The organism is Streptomyces sp. NPDC008092, assembly GCF_042957285.1.
Lineage (GTDB): Bacteria > Actinomycetota > Actinomycetes > Streptomycetales > Streptomycetaceae > Streptomyces.
In genome coordinates, this window is record NZ_JBIBHY010000005.1 from 192,204 (window position 1) to 212,736 (window position 20,533).

Sequence of the window (20,533 nt, forward strand, 5' to 3'; positions counted from 1 at the left end):
ATGTTCCACTCATTGTCACCAGCGAGTGGGTGGAGGGATCCGGGCGTGGACGTGCACGGCACTGTGGCGGCGGGCTTCGAGCCGGTCAGGGACGCGTTCGCGAGCAACTTCGAGCTGCTCGGGGACCGGGGCGCGGCGGTGGCCGTGTACCGGGACGGGCACCGGGTCGTCGACCTGTGGGGCGGCGCCCGGGACTTCGACGGGGACGCCGGCGGCACACCGTGGGAGCACGGCACCGCCCAGATCGTGCGCTCGGCGACCAAGGGCGTCGCCGCGGCCGCCCTGCTGCTCCTGCACCAGCGCGGCGAGCTGGACCTGGACGCGCCGGTGGGCGACCTGTGGCCGGAGTACAAGGCGGCCGGCAAGGAGCGGACGCTGGTACGGCAGCTGCTCGCGCACCGCGCGGGCGTGCCGGTGCTGGACCGGCCGCTCACGCCCGCGGAGGCGGCCGACCCCGGACTCGGCGCGGCCGCCGTGGCGGCGCAGGCGCCGGTGTGGGAGCCGGGCACCGACCACGGCTACCACGCGCAGACCTACAGCTGGCTGACCGGTGAGCTGGTGGGGCGGGTGACCGGGCGGAGCATCGGCGAGTGGATCGCGGACGAGATCGCCGGGCCGGCCGGGGCCGAGCTGTGGCTCGGGCTGCCGGAGGCGGAGCAGGCGCGCGTGGGGCGCGTCGGGCCCGTGACGGCACCGGAGAGCGCGGGCGCGCTGCGGACCCGGCCCAAGCGGGCCGTCTCCGAGGCGTACGCCGACCCGGGCTCGCTGACCCGCCGGGCGTTCGGCGCGATCAGCCCGCTCCCGGACGAGAACGACCCCGCGTACCGCGCGGCCGCCCTCCCCGCCTCCAACGGCATCGCCACCGCCGACGGCCTGGCCCGCTTCTACGCCGCCCTGATCGGCGGGGTCGACGGCGGACGGCGGCTGTTCACGCCGGAGAGCGTCGAGCTGGCCCGCGGCGAGCAGTCGGCCGGTCCTGACCGGGTGCTGGTCGTCTCCACCCGCTTCGGGCTCGGCTACATGCTGCACGGCAGCGCCTCCCCGCTGCTCTCCCCCGCCTCCTTCGGCCACCCGGGCCGCGGCGGCTCGCTCGCCTTCGCGGACCCCGGGTCCGGCATCGCCTTCGGCTATGTCACCAACGGCTTCCGCAAGAGCGTGACGGCGGACCCGCGGGCGCAGGCGCTGGTGCGCGCGGTGCGCACGGCGCTGTCGTAACCACCGCGCGCGCCTGCGCCCGCACCCCCGTACCCCTCAGGCGTTGCCTCTCAGGCGTTGCCTCCCGCCCGTAGCCCCTCACACGTTGATCGGGTGCGAGTGCCGTCCCGACAGCGCGTCGATCTCGCCGTGCGCCTTGGACAGCAGTTGCATGGCCAGTTCGTTCAGGGCGCGGGCGCCGGCGATCTCCTCGCCGACTCTCGGCTGGTTGCTGTCGGACTCGTGCCGGCTCGCGTGGCCGTGCGCCCGTACCTCGGTGCCGTCGGGCAGGCGTACCAGGGCCACCGCGCGCGTGTGCGTGTCGTCCTCCAGGAACTCCATCTCGACATGCCATCCCACAGCGGTTCTCATCATGTCCATCATGGGGTCCACCTCCGGAATCACTGCTTCCAGGGTGCTCCTCGGGGCCCCCGCCGTCACGTCGGCAAGAGCCCCCGGCCCGCTGCCGCCGCCCCGCTACTTGTCCTCGAAGCTGGCGAAGTACGCGGCGGCCATGTCCTCGTCGGCGTGCCCCTGCGCGGCGGCGCGGGCGAAGCGTTCGGCGGCCGCCTGGGCGACGTCCAGGCGCACGCCGTTGCTCGCGCCGGCCGCGACGATCAGCCGGGCGTCCTTCCCCGCGGTGTCCACCGCGAACGACGGCGGGGTCAGCACGCCGCCGAGGATCAGCCCGGCCTTGGCCCGCAGGTAGCCCATGTCGAGGGGGCCGCCCTCGATCAGGTCGAAGAAGCGCTGCGGGTCCACGCCGAGGCCCTGCGCCAGCGCGACCACCTCGCCGGTCGCCGCGGTGGCCGCGAGGACCCAGCTGTTGGCCACCAGCTTGAGCCGGGTCGCGGTGGCCGTGGACCCGTCGTCGCCGGTCCACACCGTACGGGCGCCGATCGCCTCGAAGACGGGCGTGACCGTCTCCCGGCCCTGCTCGGGCCCCGCGGCCAGCACGGTGAGCTGTCCGGCCTCGGCGGGCTGGCGGGTGCCGAGGACCGGGGCGTCGTAGAAGACCAGGCCGTGCTCGTCGGCGAACGCGGCCAGTGCGGGGATCTGGTCGAGGCCCGCCGTGGTCGACTGGACCCAGACGGCCCCGGGGCGCAGCGATCCGGCCGCCTCGCGCAGGGCCTCCAGGGCGGTGGCACCGTCGTACAGCATGGTCAGGACGACGTCGGCGCCCGCCACGGCCTCGGCCGGGGTGTCGGTGACCTGGGCGCCGTCGGCCGCGAGGGGCTCGGCCTTGGCGCGGGTGCGGTTCCACGCGCGGACCGTGTGCCCGGCCTTCAGGAGGTTGCGGGCCATCGCGGCGCCCATGATGCCGGTGCCCAGCATGCCCACGGTCGGCTTGTCGGTCATGACGTCTCCCTGTCCTCGTACGTTCCGCAGCCAGCTTGACGCACCGCGGACCGCAGGGGACCCCGGCCGCGCGGGCCGGGGTCCCCTGACGTGAACGGGCCGGCTCAGCCGTCGTTCTCCGCGGACGGGAGGTAGGCGCCCGGTACGTCGTTCGGCGAGTAGATCTTCTTGTCGCCGGGGTAGGGCTTGGTCCAGTTGTGGGTCTGGTACCAGGTGTAACGGTTCATCTGGGTGGGGTTGGCGTAGTCCGGCACGGCGTTCTTGCCGGTCAGCCGCTGGTGCTTGGCCCACGTCTGCCACTGCGCCGCGACCGTCTTCTCGGCCGCCGGGACGGAGACCGACGTCGGCGCGGCCGCCGCCTGGGCGTCCTGGGCCGCCGGGGTGTCCGAGCCGCAGGACGGCTGCGGGTTCACGCCGAGGGTCAGCGAGGTCCGGTTCGGGACCGCCGTGAACGGGGTGTCGTCCGCCTTGCCCGTGAACGCCCCGTACATCGGGGTGGCCGCGCTGTCGAGCTGGTTCATCGGGTGCACCCCGAGGATCTGCTCGATGGTGCGGACCATGGTGATCTGCGAGTAGTAGTGGTCGTCGACCTTGCCGTGCTGGGCGTACGGGCTGATGACCTGGACCGGGGCCCGGTGTCCGTCGACGTGGTCGAGACCGGCCTGGGAGTCGTCCTCGACGACGAAGATCGCCGAGTCCTTCCAGTACTTGCTGTGCGTGATCTCGTCGACCATGCGGCCGACCGCCAGGTCGTTGTCGGCGACCTCGGCGGCCGCGTTCGCGGGGCCGCCGGTGTGGTCGTTGGAGAACCAGAACATGTTCAGGTTCGCCGGGCCGTTCTTCTCGAAGTCCTGCTTCCAGATCTGCTCTTTGTAGATGTCCGGAACGTCGAGGTCGAACAGCGGGAAGCCCTGCACCGACACGTCGTTGAGCGAGGGGATCGCCGAGCCCGTCTTGATCGGGTAGGCGGTCTGCGCCCCGGTGGCGGCCATGTTCTTGCTGTCGCAGTACAGGTTCTGCCAGGTCGCGCCGGCCGGCTTGCTCTCGTACGACTGGAACTCGCCGAAGTCCTTGACGGTCTGGCCGGCCGCCTGCGCGCCGGTCCACAGGAAACCGGTCTTCTGGTGGCCGAGGACGTCGTTCTCGGTGTCGTAGCTGCGCGTGTACTCGCCGGCCGACGACTCGGTGTACTCCGGGTTGTCGGACTGCATCAGCCAGTTGTGGCCCTCGGCGGAGTTGGTGCCGATGTCGTAGAAGTTGTCGTACAGGCCGAACTGCTGGGCCAGCGCGTGCTGGTTCGGCGTGACGTTCGCGCCGAACTGGGTGAGCGCGGAGTTCCCGTTGCCCTGCGGCAGGTCGCCGAAGACCTGGTCGTAGGTGCGGTTCTCCTTGACGAGCAGGAAGACGTGCTTGATCGTCGACGGGTCGCCGATCCGCTTCGGGACCGGGACGGCCTTCTTGTGGCTGTTGTTCTTGGCCGTCCTGACCGAGTTGGACGTCCAGCCGTTCTGCTTGAACACCTTGTTCGTCTCGGACCTGACGACCTGGTCGCTCGGCATCGTGAACTGGGTGATGCTCGACGTGGTGTCGTGCGTGTTGTGGCCGGCGGCGTCGGGGCGCAGCGCGTCGACGCCACGGGTGTTGGCGACGACGATCTTCCTGCCGAGGGCGGTGATCCCCGACGGGAAGTAGTCGGTGGGGACCAGGCCGACGTAGCGGGCCGGCTGCTGCGCGGAGGTGTAGCGGTAGACGGCGACGGCGTTGGCGCGGCCGAGGGTCACCAGGAGGCGGCCGTCGTCGGTGAGGGTGACCGCGTTCGGCTCGTAGCCGACGGACGCCTCGGGCCACGGCTGGGTGGCGATGGTCTGGACGACCTTGTCCTTGCGGCTGTCGATGACCGAGACGCTGTTGTCGGCGGTGTTGGTGACGAACACCGCGCCCTTGCTCGCGTAGACGGCGGTCGGGTGCAGGCCGACGTCGACGGTGCCGACGGCGGCGGACGGGTCCGTGGTGTCGATGACGCTGACCGTGCCGGTGGTGCTGGCGCCGGTCTTCGGGTTCGCGACCACGTCGGTGCCGTAGGAGTTGATGGTGGTGTCGCCGGCCTTGGCCGGGCGCCCGCCCTCGTTGCTGACGTAGAGCTTGCCGCCCACCAGGGCGAGGCCGCGCGGGGCGTTGCCGACCGCCCAGGTCTGCTTGATCGTTCCAGTCGCCGCGTCGATGGCGACGACCTTGTTCTCGCCGTTGACCGCGGAGTACACGGTGGCACCGTCGGCCGCGAACACGGCCGCGCCCACCAGCGCCTGCTTGGAGCCGTCGGCCGCGATCGGTACGGCCGTGGGGCTCGCGAGGGTGCCGTCCGCGTTGACGGTGAACTTCGTGTAGCCGTTCGCCTGACCGAGCCACAGCTGCTTGCCGTCGGGCGAGTAGGTGGGGCCTTCCTGGCCGACCGCGCCGCTGCTGATGCGCAGGTTGTCGGCCGCGTTGGTGCCGATCTTCTGCGTGACCTGACCGGTCGCCAGGTCCACGATGACGAGCGACGCGTCGCCGTCGGCGATCGAGGCGGCGAGGTGGGTGCCGTCCGGGCTGACCACCGACGACATGATCTTGCCGTCGTTGATGACGCTGCGGGTGCCGTACGGGTTGATGTACTGGTCGGCGGAGACCACCTGGCCGTTGGCGGTGGTCTGGCCGACCTGCTGGGTGCCGAACTGGTACGTCGAGGCGACCGCGGTGCCGGTGATGCCGAGAGCGACCGCGATACCCGTCGTCACCAGGAGGGCCCGGCGGCCGACGTGTCTGCCGAAGACGTTGAACTGCTTCTTCTCGCTGATCCGACGCTGGCGGGTTACCTGCACGGAACTGTTCCCTTCACTGGGTGTCGAGCAGATCGACGTTGCCGTCGAACTGCCACAGCGGATTCGGGGCGTCGCCGGTCGGGGTCCGCACCAGGAAGTAGCCGTTGACTTCCTTGGGACCGTCGCCGTCGGCCACGAACCGCCCGTCCGAGGTGATGTCGAGCTGGTAGATCGCCGTCCCCGTGACCGCCGTCACGCCGGGGAGGTGCCAGCTCACGACGCAACGCCAGTCGTTGCCCGCGCCCTCCTGCGCGGCCTGGCCGTCGCTCTTGGTGCATGCCGCCGTGGCCTTCAGCTGCGCCTCGGTGACGGCAGGCCGGTGCAGTTGCCCGGTCTGCAGCCGGTAGAGGTGGCCGAAGACCGTGGCGAGGGACTTCTGCACCTTGTCCTGCTCGATCCCGGAGCCCGTCGACGGGGTGGCCACGGTGACCGCGCCGACGGTGACGGCGGTCAGCGCGGCCAGCGGCAGCACGCCGAGGGTGAGCGCGCGGCGCCCGGAGCCGTCGTAGGCCGGGTTGGTGAAGTCCCGTCGTACGAACAGCAGATAGGCCAGTGCGGTGGCGAGGACCGCCCACGCGAGGCTCACCGCGACGGCGACGAGGAGCGGGGCGAGCTGGGCGGGGCTGGTGAACAGGCCGTTCCAGGAGACGAAGGCGTAGCCGGGCAGGGCGAGGCGGACGGCGACGGGCAGCGGCAGCATCTGGGCGACCGACATCGCGAGCGCGACGATCGGGGGCAGCAGCAGGCCCATCGGGGAGCGGCCGAGGGCGACCGAGCCGAGCAGTCCGATCGCGGCCAGGGAGAGGGTCGGGGCGAGGGCCGCGAGCCAGGCGAGCAGGACGCGTCCTGCCGCGTCCCCGGGGGACAGCAGATGCCCGTCCAGGCCGACCAGCGGCTGGTTGCCGACCGACGCCAGCCCGCCGAGCGTGCTGGAGGCGGCCAGTCCGGCCACCAGCAGCAGGATCACGGTGAGGCTGGCCAGCGACTTCGCCACGAAGATGCGCGCGGGCGAGCGGACCGCCACCAGCAGGTGGCGCCAGGTGCCGAGCCGGTCCTCGGCGGCGAACACGTCACCGGCGACCACCGAGGTCAGCAGCGGCAGCGCCCAGGTGCCCGCGAAACCCAGCATCACCAGCGGCCCGGCCCAGCCGGTCGCGTGCATCCAGCGCCCGAAGAGCGTGTCGGCGGGCAGCGTGCTCTGCTGGCTGACCCCGGCGACGAACAGGCCCGGCGCGATCCAACAGGCGAGCACCAGCAGCCGGATCCGCCACTGCGAGACCAGCTTCACCAGCTCGAAGCGGTAGCCGCGCGAGACCGGGACGCGGCGGGCGGCGGCGGGTGCGGTGGCGGCGGCGGTGGTCGCGGTCATCGTCCGGCCTCCTGGTGCTCGGTGAGGGCGAGGAACGCGGCTTCGAGGGGGGAGACGACGGGGGCGAGTTCGCGCACCGCGACGCCCGACCGCACCACCTCCGCGACGAGTTCGTCGAGGGCGGGCACCAGACCGCGTACGACGAGCACGTCGGGGTCCTTCCGCAGGCCGAGGCCGGTGTCGTCGACGATCCGGATGCCGGCCGCGGCGGCGCCGAGCCGGCGCGCGGTCTCGGGGTCGGAGGTGCGCAGCCGGTAGTCGAGTTCGCGGTTCTCGGCGGCCAGCTTGGTCAGCGGGCCGGAGAAGACGACGCGTCCGGTGGCGAGGATGGTGACCTCGGAGCAGAGCGCCTCCAGGTCGTCCATCCGGTGGCTGGAGAGCACCACGGCGGTGCCGTCGGCGGCGAGCCGGGTGAGGACGCCGTGCACATGTCTCTTGCCGGCCGGGTCGAGGCCGTTGGAGGGCTCGTCGAGGACGAGCAGCCGGGGCCGGGTGAGCAGGGCGGCGGCGAGCCCGAGGCGCTGGCGCATGCCGAGGGAGAAGCCGCGGGTCCTGTCGTCGGCGACGTCGGTGAGCCCGACCTCGGCGAGTACGTCGTCGACGCCTGCGCTCGCCGCGGTCCCGGTGCCGAGACCGCGCAGTGTGGCCAGTGCGGCGAGGTTCTGCCGGGCGGTGAGCGAGGGGTAGAGGCCGGGCGCGTCCACGAAACCGGCCACGCCGTCGGGTGCGGCGAGCGCCCGCTCGACCGGGGTACCCAGGATCTCCATCCGGCCGCCGTCGGCGACGGCCAGCCCGAGCAGCAGGCCGAGCAGCGTCGTCTTGCCGGCTCCGTTCGGCCCGACCAGTCCGTGGATCTGACCTTGCGTCACGTCCAGGTCCACCGCGTCCAGCGCCACGACGTCACCGAAGCACTTGGTGATCCCACGGGCCCGGACCGCGTGAGGTGTGTCCATGAGTCCCCTGCGTCCCTTCTTCCGCAATCCGCAGGGACTTTATGGAGAACACACAACCCGGGCACAGGTGGTCGGCTGAACGTTCGAGGAACGGTTCGTCAAGGCAACGGCAAGTCCGGTGCGCCGAGGGCCTATCCGGCGTGCAGCATCAGCCCGATCCCGACCACGAGCAGGCCGGCCGCCGCGATCCTGGGCGCTCCGAAGCGCTCCTTGAAGAAGACCGCTCCGATGGCCGCGCCGACGATGATCGACGACTCGCGCAGGGCGGCCACCGGCGCGAGTTCGGCGCGGGTCTGCGCCCACAGGACCAGTCCGTAGGCGAAGACGGACAGCAGGGCGCCGAAGAGCCCCAGGGCCGCGAACGGGCGGGCCGCGGTCAGCAGTTCGCCGCGTCTGCGGCACAGGGCGTACGCCGGGATGGCGAGCCCCTGCAGGGCCATCAGCCAGGCGATGTAGCCCACGGAGGATCCCGAGGCCCGTACCCCGAGGCCGTCCAGGACGGTGTACGCGGCGATCGTCAGGCCGGTGGCGAGGGCGGCCCCGATCGCCGTCCAGTCGGGGCGGCGGCCGCGCAGCCCCCACAGGGCGACCCCGGTGAGCCCGGCGCAGGACACGGCGATGCCCGCGGCCGCCGGGGCGTCCGGCACCTCGTGCGCGAACACGGCGGCGAACAGCGTGACGAGGAGCGGCGCGGTGCCGCGCGCGATCGGGTACGCCTGCCCGAAGTCGCCGAGCCGGAAGGAGAGCATCAGCAGCGCGAAGTAGGCGACATGGACGGCCGCGGACGCGATCAGGTACGGCCATGCGCCGGCCGCCGGTGCGGCGGAGAACGGCATCAGCAGCAGCCCGATCAGCACGCCTCCGCCGGCGATCAGCGAGGAGCCGACGAGTTTGTCGGTGATCCGGTGGGCGATCGCGTTCCAACTGGCGTGCGTGACCGCGGCGAACAGGACGGCCGCGGTGACCAGTGGGGTCACGCGGTGGGCTCGCGCACGTCCACGACGGTGGCGCCGGCGTGTTCGACCAGGGCGGCGGGCGCGATCGGGAAGACGGCGTGGGGGTCGCCGGCCGCGGCCCACACCACGTCGTGCCGCAGCAGCGCCCGGTCGGCCAGCACGCGCGTGCGTGTCCGGTGCCCGAAGGGCGGCACGCCGCCGATGGCGTACCCGGTCGTCTCGCGTACGACGTCCGCCTTGGCCCGGGTCACCTTCCCGGCGCCGAGTTCCCTGCGGACGAGTTCCACGTCGACCCGGGAGGCGCCGTCCATCAGCACCAGCACCGGCACCCCGTCGGCCGCGAAGACCAGCGACTTGCAGATCTCGCTGAGCCCGCACCCGACCGCGGCGGCGGCCTCGGCCGCGGTACGGGTCGCGTCCGGGAACCGGCGGACCCGCGAGGTCAGTTCCGCGAGGCCCAGCTCCTCCAGGGCGGCGGCGAAACGAGGATGGGCACCGGATTCCCCGGCGTCGGCGTCAGTGGCGGCTGTCGTCGTCATGGGGGCACGCTAGCCAAGCGGGGGAAGCGACGGCGACTGGTTAAGGGCGGTCGGGGCCCCGGGCACGAGGAAGCCGGTGAGGGCGCCCCGTCCCCACGGACCCTCACCGGCGGTCTGTCACGAGCCGTACGTCAGACGCGTACGAGCTCCCGGTCCTCGTCGTCCTTGCCGGACCCGGTGTCCGTGCCGGACAGGGCACGCAGGCCCTCGCCCTCGACGTCGACGTTGGGCAGTGCCCGGTCCAGCCACTTCGGCAGCCACCAGGCGCGCTTGCCGAGCAGCGCGAGCACCGCCGGGACGATCGCCATGCGGACGACGAACGCGTCGAAGAAGACAGCGATGGCGAGACCGAAGCCGATCATCTTGATCATCGACTCGCTGGACGTGATGAAGCCGCTGAAGACGGAGATCATGATGATCGCGGCGGCGGCCACGACCCGCGCGCTGTGCCGGAAGCCGGTCACCACGGCCTGGCCCGGCGTCTCGCCGTGGACGTACGCCTCCCGCATCCGGGTAACGAGGAACACCTCGTAGTCCATGGCGAGGCCGAAGACCACGCCCACCATGAAGATCGGCATCATCGACATGATCGGGCCGGTCTGCTCGACGCCGAGCAGGCCGCCGAGCCAGCCCCACTGGAAGACCGCGACGACGGCGCCGAGCGCGGCGAGCACGCTGAGCAGGAAGCCGAGGGCCGCCTTCAGCGGGACCAGGATCGAACGGAAGACCGCGATCAGGAGGAGGAAGGCGAGGCCGACCACCAGCGCCAGGTACGGGACCAGCGCGTCGTTGAGCTTCTGCGAGAAGTCGATGTTCATCGCGGTGGTGCCGGTGACCAGGACCCGCGCGCCGGTGTCGGCCTTGACGTCGGCACCCTGGTCGCGGATGGCGTGCACCAGGTCCTCGGTCTGCACCGAGGACGGCTTGGAGTCCGGGATCACCGTGATCGTCGCGGTGTCGCCGGCCTTGTTGAACGCCGCCGGGGTCACCGTCACGACGTCCTTGAGGCCCTTGATGTCGTCGGCCACCCTGGTGGCCGCGGCCTTGGGGGTGTCGCTGTCCTTGGCGTCGACCACGATCATCAGGGGCCCGTTGAAGCCGGGGCCGAAGCCCTCCGACAGCAGGTCGTACGCCCGGCGCTGGGTCGTGGACGTGGGCTGCGAGCCGTCGTCGGGCAGGCCCAGTTCGAGCTGGGTGGCCGGGAGGGCGATCGCGCCCAGTCCGACCACGCCGAGCAGCAGCACGACCGCCGGGCGGCGGACCACGAAGCTCGCCCAGCGGGCGCCCAGGCCGGGCTTCTCCTTCGGGGTGGCATGGGCGTGCGTCCGGCGCTTCTCGCCCGCGGCCCTGACCTTCCGGCCCGCGTAGCCGAGCATCGCCGGGATCATGGTCAGCGCGATGAGGACGGAGACCACGACCGTGCCCGCCGCCGCGAGGCCCATCTTCGTCAGCATCGGCACGCCGACGACCGAGAGACCCGCGAGCGCGATCACGACCGTGAGGCCCGCGAAGACCACCGCCGAGCCCGCCGTACCGGCCGCGCGGCCGACCGCCTCCTCGCGGTCGCGGCCCTCGGCCAGTTCGCTGCGGTAGCGGGAGACGATGAACAGCGCGTAGTCGATGCCGACCGCGAGACCGATCATCAGCGCCAGGGTGGACGTGGTGTCGCCGAGGTCGAGCGCCTTGGCGAGGGCGGTGATGGTGGAGACGCCGATGCCGACGCCGATGATCGCCGTGAGCAGCGGCAGTCCGGCCGCGACCAGTGAGCCGAGGGTGATGACGAGGACGACGGCGGCGATGGCGAGACCGATGACCTCGCCGGCGCCTCCCGCATCGGCCCCGGACTGGAGCGCGTCACCGCCGACCTCCACGGTCAGCCCGGCCTTCTGGGCGTCGTGCGCGGCCGTCTCCAGCGCGTCGCGGGAGGAGTCCTTGAGCTCCGTGCCGGAGACGTCGTAGCGCACCGAGGCGTAGGCGACCGTGCCGTCCTTGCTGACGGCGTGCTGCTTGTAGGGGTCGCTGACGGAGGTGACCTCGGAGCCGTCGGCCAGTTCCTTCACGGTCTTCTTGACGGTCGCCTTGTTGAGCTTGTCCGTCATCTTCTCGCCGGCCGGCGCCTTGAAGACCACACGCGCGGTGGCGCCGTCGGAGCTGGAGCCGGGGAAGCGCTGGTCCAGCAGGTCGAAGGCCTTCTGGGCCTCGGTTCCGGGGATGGAGAAGGAGGTGCTGCCGGCGGCGGGGGCGCTGGCCGCGCCGACACCCGCCAGCGTCAGCAGCGCCACCCATATGAGGGCGACGAAGTGCCGTCGCCGAAAGGCGAACCGGCCCAGCTTGTAGAGAAACGTGGCCACGGGGGCGTACTCCCGGTCAGGTCGTGGGGTTTTCAGGGCAGGGGTGATCAGCCCGGTGGGGGCAGGGATGATCGGCCCGACGACGTGAGCGGTGGCGTCAGATGGGCTGGCTGTGGGGAGTCGTCAGCAGGTGACGGGTGCGCCGAGGGCGGGGAGCACCACGGCGTCGATGTACGACAGCAGGAAGGTCTGGGTGGGCGGCTGCTCGTCGATCAGCGAGCGGGCGGCGAATCCACCGATCATCATGTGCATCACGAAGTTGATCGCCGGGTTGTCGGCACGGACCTCGCCCCGGTCGATCGCGCGCTGCAGCACCTCGCGGAACTGGGCCATCTCGGGTTCGATGAGATGTTCCTTGAACGCCTGCAGGAGGTCCGGGTTGCCGTGGATCGCCATGGCGAGCCCCCGCATCAACGCCGAGTTCTGCTCCATCTCGCAGTCGTCCGACCGCAGCGTGAGGGCGTGCAGGTCGCCGCGGAGCGACCCGGTGTCGATCTCGCTGAGTGCGCCGCCCGGCTTCTGGTACCGCACCGCTCTGGCCACCAGCTCGGCCTTGCCGCCCCACTGGCGGTAGAGGGTCGCCTTGCTGGACTTGGTGCGGGCGGCGACGGCGTCCATGGTGAGGGCGTCGTAGCCGACCTCGCGGAGCAGGTCGAGCACGGCCTCGTACAACTCGGCCTCACGCTCGGGCGTGATGCGACTGCGACGCGCCGTTGCGACCTCAGTCATGCCACTCACCCTTCACCGCTCCATCGGTACCTTCGTGTGTACGTCTCGAAGATACCCCGGGATCTACAGAAACGAAACCGTTTCGTACGTGTGCTGTCTCACGTGCGTGAGAAATCCGTGAGTTCCCACGAGTTGCTGGCCCTCCGCCCCCGGAAAAGCATGGGGAGGTGAGCTATCTGCGCCTGCCGCATCTCAGCGGCGACCTGTTGTGCTTCGTGGCCGAGGACGACCTCTGGCTGACCTCGCTCGACGCCCCGGGCCGCGCCTGGCGGCTCACCGTCGACCGCACCAAGATCGGCCACCCGCGGTTCTCCCCCGACGGCCGCCGCATCGCGTACACGAGCTGGCGGAGCCTGGTACCCGAGATCCACCTGGTCGACGTCGACGGCGGCCCCGGCCGGCAGCTGACGTACTGGGGCAGCGCCGACACCCAGGTGTGCGGCTGGACGCCCCCCGACCGGGAGGGCGCGGCGGACATCCTGGCGGTGGCCTCGCACGGCCAGCCCTTCTCCTACTTCACCTGGGCCTACAAGGTCTCCCCCGACGGCGACCCGGGCCGCAAGCTGCCCTGGGGGCCGGTCGCCGACATCCAGGTCGCCGACATCGCCGACGAACGCAGGACCCTCCTGCTCACCGGCACCCCGCCGCACGAACCGGCCGGCTGGAAGCGGTACCGGGGCGGCGCCATGGGCCGGCTGTGGCTGCACGGGCAGCGGCTGCTGGCCGGCATCGGCGGCCATCTGGACTCCCCGATGTTCGTCGGCGGCCGGATCGCCTTCCTCTCCGACCACGAGGGCGTCGGCAACCTCTACTCCTGCGCCCACGACGGCTCCGACCTGCGCCGGCACACCGACCACGACGCCTTCTACGCCCGGCACGCCGCCAGCGACGGAACCCGGATCGTGTACCAGTGCGCGGGCGACCTCTGGCTCGTCGACGACCTGAGCCCGGACGCGGCACCGCGCCGGCTCGACGTGCGCCTCTCCGGGCCCCGCGCGGGGCGCCGCCCGTACCAGGTACCGGCCGCCCAGCACGTCGACGGCGTCTCGGTCGACGAGACGGGACGGGCCAGCGCGATCGTCGTACGCGGCAGCCTGTACTGGCTCACCCACCGCGACGGACCGGCCCGCACCATCGCCGACACCCCGGGGGTACGGGTACGGCTCCCGGAGATGCTCGGCTCGACCGGGCAGATCGCCTACGTCACGGACGCCGGCGGCGAGGACGCCGTCGAGATCGCCCACCTGCCCCGGGCGACCGGCGCCCGCCCACCGCGCCGACTGGCCTGCGGGAAGCTGGGCCGGGTGCTCGAACTGGTCTCGGACCCGCTCGGCGAACGGCTGGCGGTGGCGGCACACGACGGCCGGCTGCTGCTGATCGACGTGGCCGAGGAGGTCGAGGTCGTGGAGGCCGTCGACGTCGTCGAGAGCTCTGTTGATTCTGTTGATTCTGTTGATCCTGTTGACAGCATTGACCAAGTTGATGCCGCCGAGCCTGCCGGCATTGACTCCGTTGACGGTGCGGACTCCGGCGACGTGGTCACCGAACTGATCCAGTCGGTCAATGGACCGGTCCGTGATCTGGCGTTCTCGCCGGACGGGTCATGGTTGACCTGGTCGCATCCGGGCATCGGCCGGTCGCTGCGGCAGATCAAGATGGCCCGCATCAGCGACCGGCTCGTCATCGACGTCACCAACGGCCGCTTCGAGGACGAGAACCCGGTCTTCACCCGCGACGGCCGCTACCTCGCCTTCCTCTCCTGGCGCGGCTTCGACCCGGTGTACGACGTCCACACCGGCGACCTGTCGTTCCCGCTCGGCTGCCGTCCCTACCTGGTCCCGCTCTCCTCGGCGACCCCCTCGCCGTTCGCCCTCAACCCGGACGGGCGCCCGGCCGCGGGAGGCCTGGACCCCGTCGAGGACGAGGAGGAGCCCGGCGACGGCAGCGCGGTGACGGTCGAGGTGGAGGGCCTGGAGAGCCGGGTGACCCCGTTCCCGGTCACCGCCTCCAAGTACTCGGCGCTGTACCCGGTCGCGGGCGGGGGCCTGGTCTGGCTGCGCTGGCCGATCTCGGGCGCGCTGGGCGAGACCTTCGTCAACCCGGCCGACACCAGCGGCCGGCCGACCCTTGAGTACTTCAACATCAGCAAGGCGAAAAAGTCCGAACTCGTGGACCATCTCGACTGGTTCACGGTCAGCGGCGACGGCAGCCGGCTGGTCGTGGTCGACGAGGGCGAGCTGCGGGCCGTTCCGTCGACCGAGTCCGGCGACGGCGACAGCACCGTCTGGATCGACCTGCGCCGCATCCTGCACGAGGTCGACCCGCCCGCCGAGTGGCGGCAGTCGTACGCCGAGGCCGGCCGCCTCATCCGGGACTACTTCTGGGACCCCGGGATGTGCGGCATCGACTGGGACGGGGTGCTCGACCAGTACCGCCCGCTGGTCGAACGGGTCGCCTCCCCCGACGACTTCGCCGACCTCCTCCGCGAGGTCCTCGGCGAACTCGGCACCTCGCACGCCTACGTCACCCCGGCCCGCCGCAACGAGGGCCCGCCGCACTACCAGCGCCTCCAGGGTCTGCTCGGCGCCAACTTCGTGCACCGGGACGGCGGCTGGACGGTCAAGCGGATCCTGCCCGGCGACTCCTCCGACTCCAAGGCGCGTTCGCCGCTCGCCGGCACCGGCATCCGGGAGGGCGCGGTCCTCACCCACGTCGACGGCAGACCGGTGGACCCGGTGACCGGGCCGTTCCCGCTGCTCGCGGGGGCGGGGGCGACGACGGTGGAGCTGACGTTCACCCCGGGCGAGGGCGAGTCGGGGCCGCCGCGCCGGGTCGCCGTCCTCCCGCTGATCGACGAACGGCCGCTGCGCTACCAGGACTGGGTGGCCAAACGCCGTGAGGTGGTACGGGAGATGAGCGGCGGCAAGTGCGGCTACCTGCACATCCCGGACATGGGCGGCTCGGGCTGGGCCCAGTTCAACCGGGACCTGCGGATGGAGGTCTCCCGGCCGGCGCTCATCGTCGACGTGCGCGGCAACGCGGGCGGCCACATCAGCGAACTCGTCGTGGAGAAGCTCACCCGGACCATCCTCGGCTGGGACCTGACGAGGAACGCCCAGCCGGTGTCGTACGCCTCCAACGCGCCGCGCGGCCCGATCGTCGCGCTCACCGACGAGGCCACCTCGTCGGACGGCGACATGATCACGGCCGCGATCAAGCTGCTGAAGCTCGGCCCGGTCGTCGGGCAGCGCACCTGGGGCGGAGTGGTCGGCATGACCGGCCGCCACCGCCTGGGCGACGGCACGGTGATCACGGTGCCGATGAACGCGGCCTGGTTCGAGGACTACGGCTGGTCCGTGGAGAACCACGGCGTGGCCCCCGACGTGGAGATCCTGCGCACCCCGATGGACTGGGCGGAGGGCCGCCACGTCGAGATGGACGACGCCATCCAACTCGCCCTGGACCTCCTGACCGACCACCCGGCAGCGATCCCCCCGGACTACACCGAGGCCCCGAACAGATCCCGCCCGAAGCTCCCCCCAAGGCCGACGAGCACCCTGTAAGAACGCCCCGCAGAAGCGCCCCGTAAGGGGCGCGGGGAACTGCGCGAGCAACCACGACGGCGCCGCACCCGCCCCCCCACCGCCACCACCCCAAAACAAAACGCAGGGCACCCTCCAAGAAGAAGGGCGCCCCACGCCAGTCGGCCAAGCCAAGTGCAACGACTAGGCGTCGTAGTCCTGGTCGAACCGGTCCTGCATCTCCTGCTCGGTGTCGTCCATGTTCTGACGACCCCGCTCAGACGTCTGCCGGCCGCGCTCCTGCGCCTGCTGGCCACGCTCCTGCGCCTGCTGGCCACGCTGCTGCGCCTGCTGCTGGCCTTCGTGGATCTTCTGCTTGGCCTGTCCCTGCATCTTGCCGGCCTTGTCCTTCATACCCATGTGGGTTCACTCCTGTGGAGGGTGAGGGGATCGGCCCTCAGTGGGGCCTCGACCAGACTCACACGGGCCGACTACGCTCGCATTTCGATCACTCACGGTGCGTAGCACGCGCCTCCTCGTCGGCCGCCCCACCTGCACCGACGAGCCCCGTGCGGATGCCCTGCAACCGGGGCGCGAACCGCTTCATCTCCCGCTGCCCGACCGTGCCGATCAGCGCCGGCAGGTACCCGCGCACGCCCTGCATCCCCCGCAGCCACCGCTGCCCGTACACGTGCGGCGCGCGCCGCTCGATGCCGGCCACGATCCGGTCCACGGCCGGCCCCAGCGGATACGTCTTGTTCGCCGGCCACGGCAGCCGCTGCCGCAACTCCCGCATCACCTCGTCCTGGTCGGCGCCGCGCACCATGTCGGTGTCCGTCCAGGACAGGTACCCGACCCCGACCCGCACGCCCTGGTGGCCGACCTCGGCGCGCAGGCTGTGCGCGTACGCCTCCACGCCCGCCTTGGACGCGCAGTACGCCGTCATCATCGGCGCCGGCGTGATCGCGGCGAGCGAGGCGATCTGCAGCAGGTAGCCGCGGCTCTCCGTGAGGACGGGCAGGAACGCCCGCCCCGTCACCGCCGAGCCGATCAGGTTGACCTCGATCACCCGCCGCCAGGCCTCGGGGTCGGAGCCGGCGAACGGACCGCCGTTCGCCACCCCGGCGTTGGCCACCACGATGTCGACCTTCCCGAACCGCTCCTTGACCTCCCGGGCGACCCGGGTCATCGCCTCGTGGTCGGTGACGTCGGCGTACCAGTACGCGCTGTCGCTGTGCAGCCTGCCGGAGACCTCCTTGAGCGCCTCCTCCTCCAGCCCGACCAGGGCGACCTTCACCCCGCGCGCGGAGAGCTTGCGGGCGAGCAACTCGCCGACACCGCGCGCCGCTCCGGTGACGACGGCGACCTGTCCTTCGAGACCGACCCTGCTCATGAGCCCTCCTTGATCCGCTCGGGCCCGTCGGCGCCGGCTGCTTCAGGGGCGCCGGTCACGTACTCGGTGACCAGTTCCCGGATCTTTCCGTTGACCAGCTCCGGTGCCTCGACCGGCGTCATGTGGCCCATGCCCGGCAGTTCGGTGAGGCCGACGGGGTGCGGCAGCGCGGCGACCAGCGCGCGGGCGTGCACCGGGGGCGTGAGCCGGTCGGCCGTGCCGGTGACGATCGCGGTGGGGGCGCTCAACTCCCGTACGCCGTGGTCGAGGTCGAGCTGCCCGAGGACGAGCGCCCAGGCATGGCGCACGGCGCGCGGGCAGGCGTGCACGATCCGTGCGCACGCCTCCACCATGTGCGGGGCGGAACCCGGGCCCATGGTCGCGTACTTGAGGATGCGCCGGGCGACGGGCGTGACCGGCCCGAGCGGGGCGCGCGTGGCAAGAACCCGCGCCGTCAGCCAGGTACGCAGAGCGCCGGCGCGCAACGGCAGCACACGCGACTCCTCGACCAGCCGCGAACTGCCGGTGCTGCACAGCAGGACGGCCGCGGCGTGCTCGCGGAAACGGGGACGCGCGGCGGCCGCCATGACGGTCATACCGCCCATGGAGTGGCCGACGATCACGGCACGCTCCCCGCGTTCGAGGGTCTGCGCGAGCACCGCTTCGAGGTCGTCCGCCAGCGCCCGGGTGCTGCACGCGGGGCTCGCGGGACTGCGCCCGTGCCCCCGCTGGTCGTACGCGACGACCCGGTGGTCCACGGCCAGCTCCCGGATCTGCGCGGCCCAGAAGGCGGTCGAGCAGGTCCAGCCGTGGGCGAGGACGACGGGGGGCGCGTCCTCGGGGCCGTGCACCTCGACGTGCAGGCGGGCGCCGTCGGCGGAGACGACGGTGAGTTCGCGGACGGGCGCGGGCGGGGCGTACGGCCCGGAGGTCACGTGGGTGAGCCGGCTCATGCGCCCACCTCCGCGTCCGCGGCCTTCTCGCCGCCGGTGCCGCTCGGCAGGGGGCGCGGATCACGTCGTACTCCGCGAGGTCCACCCGCTGGGTCGCCCGCCGGAACTCCGTGGTCGTACCGGGCCAGATGGTGGTGTTGCGGCCGTTCGCGTCCAGGTACCAGCTGGTGCAGCCGCCGGTGTTCCAGACGGTGCGCTTCATGCGCTCCTGGACCTTGTGGTTCCAGGCGGCCACGGCGCCGGGGCGCGCGTCCAGGGCCGCCCGTCCCCCGAGGACGCGGAGCTGGCGCAGGTAGTCGGCCATGTAGTTCAGCTGGGACTCGATCATGAGGATCATGGAGGAGTTCCCGAGGCCGGTGTTGGGCCCGATGATCGTCATCCAGTTGGGGAATCCGGCGGCCGAGGCGCCGCGCAGCGCCTCCATGCCGCCCTTCCAGGCCTCCGCGAGGGTCCGTCCGTCGGCGCCGACGACCCGCTCCGCGATGGGCATGTCGGTGACATGGAAGCCGGTGCCGAAGATGATCGCGTCGACCTCGGCGCTGCTGCCGTCGGCGGCGACCACCGTCGACCCGCGCACCTCGCTGAGCCCGCTCGCCACCACGTCCACGTTGGGCTGCACGATCGCCGGGTAGTAGGCGCTGGAGAGCAGGATCCGCTTGCAGCCGATGCGGTAGTCCGGGGTGAGCTTGGCGCGCAGTGCCGGGTCCTTGACGGCACGGGCCATGTTGCGCTTCGCGAGGCTCTCGACCAGGCCGAGTTCGTCGGGCCGCTTGGTGAACGCCTGGACCTGGAGCTCCCGGATGCCCCACAGCAGTCCGCGCCGGGCCTGGGTGGTGAAGGGCAGCGCCCGGTGCAGCCGGCGCTCGGCGGCGCTGATGGCCCGGTCGACGCGGGGCATCACCCACGGCGGGGTGCGCTGGAAGAGGGTGAGGCGGTCGACCTCGGGCTGGACGGCGGGCACGATCTGGATCGCGGAGGCACCCGTGCCGACCATGGCGACCCGCTTGCCGCGCAGGTCGTAGTCGTGGTCCCAGCGGGCCGAGTGGAAGACCTTGCCGGGGAACGAGTCCAGCCCCGGGATCTCCGGGATCTTCGGGTCGGACAGCGGCCCGGTGGCGGAGACGACGACGTCGGCGGAGAAGGCGCCGGCGGCGGTCTCGATGTCCCAGCGCAGCGCCTCCACGTCCCAGGTCATCCGCTGCACCTCGGCGTCGAAGCGGAGGTGCGGCCGGAGCCCGAACACGTCGGCGACGTGCTCCAGATAGGCGCGGATGTGCTCCTGCCCGGAGAAGGTGCGCGGCCAGTCGGGGTTGGGCGCGAAGGAGAAGGAGTACAGGTGGGAGGGCACGTCGCAGGCGCACCCCGGATAGCTGTTGTCCCGCCAGGTACCGCCGACGCTGCCGGCCCGTTCCAGGACGACGAAGTCGGTGATCCCCTCCCTGCGCAACCGCACGGCCGCGCCCAGCCCGCCGAACCCGGACCCGATCACCGCCACCCGTACATGCTCGTGCTGGGCCATCCCGGAGCCTCCACACCTCGCCCGTGATTACGCCAGTGAACACTGGCACGGTTGGACTGTAGAGCAGCTCCGTACCGATGGGTAGGGTCCGGACGGAGGAAAGTTACCGGCGGTACAACATAGGCTGCGCACGTGGCAGACCACGGCGCGCGAAAGACCTCCACGGCCCCCGACCAGCGGCCCGACCTGGGCGGCGGGCGCGAGTACCGCATGGAGGAACTGGCCGGACTGGCCGGCATCACCGTGCGCACCCTGCGCTTCTACCGCGAACGCAGGCTGATCCCGCCGCCCCGCCGCGAGGGCCGCATCGCGTGGTACGACGACCACCACCTGGCCCGGCTGCGCACGATCTCGGCGCTCCTGGAGCGCGGCCACACCCTGAACGGCATCGCCGAGCTGGCGGAGGCCCTCGACCAGGGCCGCAACGTCGCCGACCTGATCGGCGTCGACACCCCCACCGAGGAGGAGCCGGTCCGCCTCACCCCCGAGGAACTCGCCGCCCGCTTCGAGGGCGAGGTCACCCCGGAGAACCTCGCCGCCGCCATGGACCTCGGCTACCTCGGCACCGACGGCGACGACATCGTCCACATCAGCCGCCGCCTGCTGGACGCCTCCGAGGCCCTGGTCCGCGAGGGCTTCCCGCTCGCCGAGGTCCTCGCCGCCGGCCGCAGCGTCCGCGAACACGCGGACGCCCTCGCCGAACTCTTCGCCGACCTCGTCCTGCGCCACGGCCCCGAGGAGGACATGGAACGCCTGCGGCCGCTGGCCCGGAGCGTGGTGGAGGCGGAGGTGTCCCTGGCCCTGGACCGGCGGCTGCGCAAGCGGCCGTGACGATCGGA

15 protein-coding genes and 1 pseudogene are annotated in these 20,533 nt (G+C 72.0%); 3 read left to right on the top strand and 13 right to left on the bottom strand.

What is annotated here, in order from left to right:
• Nucleotides 1-45 precede the first annotated feature (45 nt).
• Nucleotides 46-1,215 (top strand): serine hydrolase, encoded by a 1,170-nt coding sequence (locus tag ACFZB3_RS17330; RefSeq protein ID WP_391376266.1) that lies wholly within the window; start codon nt 46-48, stop codon nt 1,213-1,215.
• A 78-nt stretch (nt 1,216-1,293) separates the two neighbouring features.
• Here ACFZB3_RS17330 and ACFZB3_RS17335 read toward each other — a convergent pair whose 3' ends face one another.
• The 9 genes from ACFZB3_RS17335 to ACFZB3_RS17375 form a co-directional block, all read right to left on the bottom strand.
• Nucleotides 1,294-1,569: a dsRBD fold-containing protein gene (locus ACFZB3_RS17335; RefSeq protein ID WP_391376935.1), complete on the bottom strand. Its 276-nt coding sequence runs from the start codon at nt 1,567-1,569 to the stop codon at nt 1,294-1,296.
• Nucleotides 1,570-1,671: 102 nt separating this feature from the next.
• Entirely contained in the window at nt 1,672-2,553 is an 882-nt protein-coding gene (locus tag ACFZB3_RS17340) for an NAD(P)-binding domain-containing protein (protein ID WP_391376269.1), read from the bottom strand.
• Between the two features lie 104 nt (nt 2,554-2,657).
• A complete protein-coding gene (locus tag ACFZB3_RS17345; RefSeq protein ID WP_391376272.1) occupies nt 2,658-5,411 on the bottom strand; it encodes an alkaline phosphatase family protein in 2,754 nt (917 codons plus the stop codon).
• Between the two features lie 13 nt (nt 5,412-5,424).
• Nucleotides 5,425-6,780, bottom strand: a complete 1,356-nt coding sequence (locus ACFZB3_RS17350; RefSeq protein ID WP_391376275.1) for an ABC transporter permease — start codon at nt 6,778-6,780, stop codon at nt 5,425-5,427.
• Entirely contained in the window at nt 6,777-7,733 is a 957-nt protein-coding gene (locus tag ACFZB3_RS17355; RefSeq protein ID WP_391376278.1) for an ATP-binding cassette domain-containing protein, read from the bottom strand. Before ACFZB3_RS17355 ends, ACFZB3_RS17350 begins: the two co-directional genes overlap by 4 nt.
• Nucleotides 7,734-7,864: 131 nt before the next feature.
• A complete protein-coding gene (locus ACFZB3_RS17360) occupies nt 7,865-8,710 on the bottom strand; it encodes an EamA family transporter (RefSeq protein WP_391376281.1) in 846 nt (281 codons plus the stop codon).
• Complete coding sequence (locus ACFZB3_RS17365) at nt 8,707-9,228, bottom strand: YbaK/EbsC family protein (RefSeq protein ID WP_391376284.1); 522 nt, start codon at nt 9,226-9,228, stop codon at nt 8,707-8,709. The genes ACFZB3_RS17360 and ACFZB3_RS17365 overlap by 4 nt, the downstream gene beginning before the upstream one ends.
• Nucleotides 9,229-9,359: 131 nt before the next feature.
• Nucleotides 9,360-11,579 (bottom strand): MMPL family transporter, encoded by a 2,220-nt coding sequence (locus tag ACFZB3_RS17370; RefSeq protein ID WP_391376287.1) that lies wholly within the window; start codon nt 11,577-11,579, stop codon nt 9,360-9,362.
• Nucleotides 11,580-11,702: 123 nt separating this feature from the next.
• Complete coding sequence (locus tag ACFZB3_RS17375) at nt 11,703-12,308, bottom strand: TetR/AcrR family transcriptional regulator C-terminal ligand-binding domain-containing protein (RefSeq protein WP_391376290.1); 606 nt, start codon at nt 12,306-12,308, stop codon at nt 11,703-11,705.
• A 167-nt stretch (nt 12,309-12,475) separates the two neighbouring features.
• On the opposite strand from ACFZB3_RS17375, the gene ACFZB3_RS17380 reads away from it, so the two are divergent.
• Nucleotides 12,476-15,871, top strand: coding sequence for a S41 family peptidase (locus ACFZB3_RS17380; protein ID WP_391376293.1), 3,396 nt, complete (start codon nt 12,476-12,478; stop codon nt 15,869-15,871).
• 162 nt (nt 15,872-16,033) lie between these two features.
• Here the strand turns inward: ACFZB3_RS17380 and ACFZB3_RS17385 are convergent, their stop codons facing one another.
• The 4 genes and pseudogenes from ACFZB3_RS17385 to ACFZB3_RS17400 form a co-directional block, all read right to left on the bottom strand.
• A complete protein-coding gene (locus ACFZB3_RS17385) occupies nt 16,034-16,249 on the bottom strand; it encodes a hypothetical protein (protein ID WP_391376296.1) in 216 nt (71 codons plus the stop codon).
• 88 nt (nt 16,250-16,337) lie between these two features.
• Complete coding sequence (locus ACFZB3_RS17390; protein WP_391376299.1) at nt 16,338-17,222, bottom strand: short-chain dehydrogenase/reductase; 885 nt, start codon at nt 17,220-17,222, stop codon at nt 16,338-16,340.
• A complete protein-coding gene (locus ACFZB3_RS17395; RefSeq protein ID WP_391376302.1) occupies nt 17,219-18,175 on the bottom strand; it encodes an alpha/beta fold hydrolase in 957 nt (318 codons plus the stop codon). Before ACFZB3_RS17395 ends, ACFZB3_RS17390 begins: the two co-directional genes overlap by 4 nt.
• 40 nt (nt 18,176-18,215) lie before the next feature.
• A pseudogene (locus ACFZB3_RS17400) lies at nt 18,216-19,694 on the bottom strand (flavin-containing monooxygenase); the annotation flags it as partial.
• Between the two features lie 210 nt (nt 19,695-19,904).
• On the opposite strand from ACFZB3_RS17400, the gene ACFZB3_RS17405 reads away from it, so the two are divergent.
• Nucleotides 19,905-20,525: a MerR family transcriptional regulator gene (locus ACFZB3_RS17405; RefSeq protein ID WP_391376936.1), complete on the top strand. Its 621-nt coding sequence runs from the start codon at nt 19,905-19,907 to the stop codon at nt 20,523-20,525.
• Nucleotides 20,526-20,533: the final 8 nt, after the last annotated feature.

Excerpts from the sequence above, each read along its gene's own strand:
- ACFZB3_RS17335 (WP_391376935.1), bottom strand. The coding sequence starts at position 1,569 with ATGATGAGAACCGCTGTGGGATGGCATGTCGAGATGGAGTTCCTGGAG.
- ACFZB3_RS17340 (WP_391376269.1), bottom strand. The coding sequence starts at position 2,553 with ATGACCGACAAGCCGACCGTGGGCATGCTGGGCACCGGCATCATGGGC.
- ACFZB3_RS17350 (WP_391376275.1), bottom strand. The coding sequence starts at position 6,780 with ATGACCGCGACCACCGCCGCCGCCACCGCACCCGCCGCCGCCCGCCGC.
- ACFZB3_RS17355 (WP_391376278.1), bottom strand. The coding sequence starts at position 7,733 with ATGGACACACCTCACGCGGTCCGGGCCCGTGGGATCACCAAGTGCTTC.
- ACFZB3_RS17365 (WP_391376284.1), bottom strand. The coding sequence starts at position 9,228 with ATGACGACGACAGCCGCCACTGACGCCGACGCCGGGGAATCCGGTGCC.
- ACFZB3_RS17375 (WP_391376290.1), bottom strand. The coding sequence starts at position 12,308 with ATGACTGAGGTCGCAACGGCGCGTCGCAGTCGCATCACGCCCGAGCGT.
- ACFZB3_RS17385 (WP_391376296.1), bottom strand. The coding sequence starts at position 16,249 with ATGGGTATGAAGGACAAGGCCGGCAAGATGCAGGGACAGGCCAAGCAG.
- ACFZB3_RS17390 (WP_391376299.1), bottom strand. The coding sequence starts at position 17,222 with ATGAGCAGGGTCGGTCTCGAAGGACAGGTCGCCGTCGTCACCGGAGCG.
- ACFZB3_RS17395 (WP_391376302.1), bottom strand. The coding sequence starts at position 18,175 with ATGAGCCGGCTCACCCACGTGACCTCCGGGCCGTACGCCCCGCCCGCG.
- ACFZB3_RS17405 (WP_391376936.1), top strand. The coding sequence starts at position 19,905 with ATGGAGGAACTGGCCGGACTGGCCGGCATCACCGTGCGCACCCTGCGC.